Annotated in this window: 5 protein-coding genes; 4 read left to right on the top strand and 1 reads right to left on the bottom strand. The window is 45.3% G+C overall.

Features of this window, described 5'->3' with window-relative positions; genetic code table 11:
• Window positions 1-270 precede the first annotated feature (270 nt).
• The gene (locus tag WEIDD23_RS06665) at window positions 271-609 is read right to left on the bottom strand and encodes a hypothetical protein (RefSeq protein ID WP_010375057.1); all 339 of its coding nucleotides are present in this window, start codon (window positions 607-609) and stop codon (window positions 271-273) included.
• Between the two features lie 248 nt (window positions 610-857).
• Between WEIDD23_RS06665 and WEIDD23_RS06670 the strand changes: the two genes are divergently transcribed.
• The 4 genes from WEIDD23_RS06670 to WEIDD23_RS06685 all read left to right on the top strand — a co-directional run bounded on the left by WEIDD23_RS06670 (window position 858) and on the right by WEIDD23_RS06685 (window position 5,226).
• Window positions 858-1,523, top strand: a complete 666-nt coding sequence (locus tag WEIDD23_RS06670) for an NAD(P)H-hydrate epimerase (protein WP_010375058.1) — start codon at window positions 858-860, stop codon at window positions 1,521-1,523.
• Window positions 1,523-3,376, top strand: coding sequence for an FAD/NAD(P)-binding protein (locus WEIDD23_RS06675; protein ID WP_010375060.1), 1,854 nt, complete (start codon window positions 1,523-1,525; stop codon window positions 3,374-3,376). Before WEIDD23_RS06670 ends, WEIDD23_RS06675 begins: the two co-directional genes overlap by 1 nt.
• A gap of 169 nt (window positions 3,377-3,545) precedes the next feature.
• The gene (locus tag WEIDD23_RS06680; protein WP_010375061.1) at window positions 3,546-4,862 is read left to right on the top strand and encodes a Y-family DNA polymerase; all 1,317 of its coding nucleotides are present in this window, start codon (window positions 3,546-3,548) and stop codon (window positions 4,860-4,862) included.
• Window positions 4,855-5,226: a hypothetical protein gene (locus WEIDD23_RS06685; RefSeq protein ID WP_010375062.1), complete on the top strand. Its 372-nt coding sequence runs from the start codon at window positions 4,855-4,857 to the stop codon at window positions 5,224-5,226. Before WEIDD23_RS06680 ends, WEIDD23_RS06685 begins: the two co-directional genes overlap by 8 nt.
• The last annotated feature ends 60 nt before the right edge of the window (window positions 5,227-5,286 follow it).

Genomic DNA, 5,286 nt, shown 5'->3' on the forward strand with positions numbered 1-5,286 from the left:
CTCCGGCTGCAACCGCGATGGCGAATGCCAAAGCAACTGGCAATGGACCAGCTTGAGTACCGACGAAGATAACAACTCCAGTACCCATGGCAACCAACATCAAAGTTCCGAAGAACTCGGCAAGATACTTGCGCATGTTTTCCATGATTAAAAACTCCTTCGAGATATACTTTGTACGACTGTACAAAATTAAAAAATTCTGACCCTACTATATAACAAAAACCGACTTAAATTCAGCTTTAAAGTTCCGCCGTTAACGTAATTTTAATATTAGCGACCAATAATCTTGCTGGCTGCACGATCCAACGCTAACCAAGCATTCATTGAGTTTGCCTTAAATTGTTCAATGAATGAGGGCTTACCTTCTTCTGGCTTTGCCTCACCTTCGAATGAATTTTCGATGCCAAAGACTTGCAAGGCATTAAATTCTTCATCCCAACGAACTGTATAGTAGTTACCTTCCATGCGTTCATCAACAATATCTTGGAAACCAAGCTTCAAGGCTTCCTTAATGACATCATCCTCGCTGACTGGAAAGCCACGTGCGGCCATCAATGCGACACGATCCGCAACCTGTGTCATATCCTCAGGAATTGAATGCTCGTTCATAATCTTTACTCCTTCTTTCAGTGACTTACTTTGTGTTCAGAATTAAACACGTTACTAAACACATTTTAGCAGTGAGTTGCGATATAATAAAGCAGACTGGTCATGTTAGGGCTTTTAGGCCCCTGACCAGGTCCAGTCACCGTTATCTGACGTATTCGCAGCACCTGCTTAACACTGCCAGATAACCCGATAATGTCCAAAACAACGTTATCGATAACATTTAATCTACTATAAGGAGGTTACTTTTCATGGTTGAAGCAGTAACCGCACAAGAGATGCAACGATTTGACCGTTATACAATGGAAGAAATCGGTGTTCCCGCCTTGGTTTTAATGGAACGCGCCGCAATGGCCACCATTGAAGTTTTGGCAGCCGGTACCTTTGATTTAGCCAACGTGCTTGTTATCGCCGGACTTGGTAATAACGGTGGTGACGGTGTCGCCATTGCACGCATGTTGATTCAAAAAGGTGTTAACGTCGACCTATTGATTCTTGGTGATGAAAATCGTGCTACCGCTAACACAGCCACGCAACTTAAGATTGCCCGTGGCTATGGTATTCACACCCAAAACCGTGTCCGTGATTTCCGCAATTACACGGTCATAGTGGATGCGCTATTTGGAATAGGCCTTTCTAAGCCCGTTCCAAGCAAACTTGGTGATATTATTAAACGAGTAAATGCCGCTAATATTCCGGTTGTCTCTGTTGATGTCCCATCTGGTTTGCACGCAACTACTGGAGAAATCCTTGGCTCTGCTATTCGTGCCACCGCAACTGTTACTTTCGCCTATCCTAAGCAAGGGTTGTTGCAAAACGAAGGCCTAAAACGCGCCGGCAATATTTATGTGAAAGACATTGGCATTTATTCACCGGAAGAATTAGCAGAATTTAAACAGGAAGAGAGCGAGAACTAATGAATATCGTATTAGTCGGGGCTGGTCCACGTAACTTGTCTTTGGTTGAGCGTCTAATGGCGCACGCCAAGTCAACGACCGAGCCTGTTGACATCACCCTATACGACCCATTTCCTATCGGTGGTCGTGTTTGGAACCCAGATCAAGACCCAACTTTCTTGATGAACACTGTTACACAACAATTGACGTTGTTTACTGATCCTTCAGTACCTAACCACGCTTCTACCGCGTTGTATGGTCCTAATTTTTATGAATGGTCTGTCACGTTCGGTAAGGAATACGTGAAGATGCACGACTTCAAGAATGAAGCTTACTTCTTGGATGAGTTGACGCGTATCAACCCTAACCGTTTCACGTCACGTGCTTTGTTTGGTGTGTATGGCCAATGGTTCTTTGAACACCTTGGTGCTCACGTCCCTGCAAATGTGACATTGTCATATGAACGTCGCAGTGTCACTGATGTTGTTAAGCAAGATAATCAATATACGGTCACTATCGACGGCACTGATACCATCATTGCTGATCAAGTGGTGATGGCATTGGGTCACGTGGACAACAGCTTGAACGATGAAGAGCAAGCTTTCGCTGATGCCGCTGCAGGCAATGCTAACATGTTGTACGTTGCCCCAACGCACCCTTCAGAAGCCGACCTCGATGCTGTTCCAGCCCGTGAAAAAGTTGTTTTACGTGGTTTGGGATTGAGCTTCTTCGACTACATTGCTAAGTTAACAATCAGCCGTGGTGGTCGCTTCGCTCGCGATAACAACGGTGTGATGTACTACCTACCATCTGGTAAGGAACCTCACATGATTGCTGGTTCTCGCAAGGGCTTGCCTATGCACGCACGTGGTGTTAACCAAAAGGTTGCGGCTGAAGGTTATCAACCACTATTCTTTACGTCAGAAAATTTGGATAAGTTGGCTGAAAAGTCAAACGGTCAAGTTACCTATGACGAATTCTTTACGTTGTTGCGTAAGGAATTGGAATACAAGCACTATCAAAACACAATTAACGACTTTGGTGTCACATGGCCATTCAACGCTGCCGAATTCATGGATGCTTTGGCAGCCAGTGATGATTTGAATGAAACTGCCCGTAAGTACGGCATTTCTGAAGAATACATCATGGATTGGGATCGTATTTTGAACCCCGTTGATGATGTACCAGCTGAAGTTGAATACAGTGACTTCATGATGAATTACCTAACTTGGGATATTAACGATGCCAACCAAGGTAACAACGATGCACCTTATGCCGGTGCCTTTGATATGTTGCGTGACGTCCGTGGTATCATTCGTCACTATTTGGATGCTGGCTACTTGTCATCTGACGAATATGCCAAGTTCCTATCAAAGTTCAACCCATTTAACTCATTGATTTCCGTTGGACCTCCTGTCCTACGTGTTGAGCAAATGCGCGCTTTGATTGAAGCTGGTGTCTTGGAAGTTGCTGGCCCTGGCTTGGCAGTTTCTGTCCGTGATGACCACTACGTTGCAACGGATAACCGTGGCAACACGTGGACGGTCAACAACTTGGTAGAAGCACGTTTGTTCCCTGTGTCATTAGCTGCATCAACTAACCCTTTGGTTGCCAACTTGCGTGATCGTGGTTTGTTGAGTGCCGCCGAGTACACAAAGGCTGACGGTTCAACTTATGTTGTTGGTGGTACCCGTATGAACAAGGAAGATTTGACTGTTATCGATGCTAACGATAACGAAGTTGATGGTTTGTTCATTTGGGGTGTCCCAACGGAAGGTTGGTCATGGTTCACAACGTTTGCTCCTCGTTCAGGGGTTAACGATAAGAACTTGCGCGATGCTGAAAACATCGCCCGCCGTATCTTCGGTAAGTAATTAAGAATTTTTAAAACGTCCATTATGGCTAAGACAGCAATGTCAGCCATAATGGGCGTTTTTGTTGTCATACAGGCATTCTTACAATTGCAAAGATTTTCTAAAGGGTGTATATTAGGTTTATCCTAACGTTAGGATAAACCTAATATATCATTTTGAGGCCTTGCTTATGAGTCATAATGTGTATGCTAACGAACCACGGCGTGCTGTCATGGTAATCGATTCCAAAAGTTTTTACGCCAGTGTGGAAAGTGTTGATTTAGGATTAAATCCCCTCAAGTCCTTGTTAGTGGTCATGAGCCAGCAAGAAAACACAAATGGTGGTCTCGTCCTGGCTGCGTCACCACAGGCTAAAAAAATCCTTGGTGTATCCAATGTGATGCGTCAACGCGACGTTCCTCGTGATCCACGTTTGGCTATCGTCCAACCACGCATGAATTACTACATTCAAAAAAATAAACAAATCAACGACATCTATCGACAATTTGTCGCTGATGAAGATTTACATATCTATTCAATTGATGAATCCATTCTCGATTTAACGGACAGTTGGCGCTATATCGAATCAAAATTTGGGCGCAAGTTAACACTTCGCAACATGGCCCGTCTCATTCAGGAAACCGTTCACGATGCAACCGGCATTTATTTGACGGTTGGCATTGGCGATAATCCCGCGATGGCTAAGATGGCCCTCGATATTTCAGCTAAACATAACAAGGATTTAATTGGGGAATGGCACTACGAAACAATTCCCGAGCATTTATGGCCGATTACCAAGCTCGATGACGTTTGGAGTATTGGTAGCCGTACTGCCAAAACCTTACGCCGTTTAGGCATTTTATCGATGCGTGATTTAGCCGCTTTTAATCCTTATCGGCTCCGGGAACTGCTCGGGGTCAAAGGGATTGAATTATATGCGCTAGCTTGGGGTGTCGATCGCAGTCGGCTCAGTAATAAATATCACGTCAAAGAAAGTTCCTTTAGCAACGGCCAAGTTTTGCCTCGCGATTACGATAACCCTGCTGAAATCGAAGTTGTCATTCGCGAAATCGGTGAACAAGTAGCTAGTCGGTTGCGTGCAAAACATGTCGTGGCTAGCCAAATCAGTTTAGGCATTGGCTTTGGCTATCGTACGACCGGCCCGAATCATGGTTTTAGTGGCCAGGTAACGATTGACGCCACCAATCTAAGCCTCCCCATTACCAACGCCCTACGCGAAATTTTTCGCACCCACTACGATGGTGAGGTTGTTCGTAACATTTACGTCAGCGCTGGTCGCTTGGCTCCTGATGGCGTGGAGCAAATCGACCTCTTCACCCCTGTGACGATTAACATGAAGCAACGCCAAATTGACAGCGTCATCGATACGATTCGACAAAAATTTGGCGTCGGCGCTGTCTTTAAAAGTTCTAGCGTCGCTGGTGGAACGATGCTAAATCGCATCGGGTTAGTTGGTGGCCACAATGGCGGTAACGCTTATGGATGATGATATCGATATTTTTGCCCAAGCTGCCCGCTTCTTCGCACATGACTATCATGAAAGAGGCATGGTGAAATGGCAAGGCTACTACCTATCTGACCACACTGAAGATGTTCATAAAAACCAATTGGCCGCGGCGCAGGCGGCCACCCGACGACGAATGCCAGAAATGGATTTAGCAGCCATTACCGCGTTACTTTTTGATGCGTACGGACGGCATGAAATTGTCCATGTGCAACAAAATTTCAGCGCTACTGATGGTGTGGTGCCTGAAATCATTACCGGCTTAGTCACGGGTTACACTGAGTCAGCCGTAATTATCGGCAATGCTCATATCCCGCTCGACCAATTATGGTGGGCTAGCAAATGACGATATGGTGGCTTTTTAGGCTTGTTAAGCGCAAAAAAATCCCGGTTCATGCAAACACAC

The sequence above is a fragment of the Weissella sp. DD23 genome, assembly GCF_001579105.1.
GTDB classification, from domain to species: domain Bacteria; phylum Bacillota; class Bacilli; order Lactobacillales; family Lactobacillaceae; genus Weissella; species Weissella cibaria.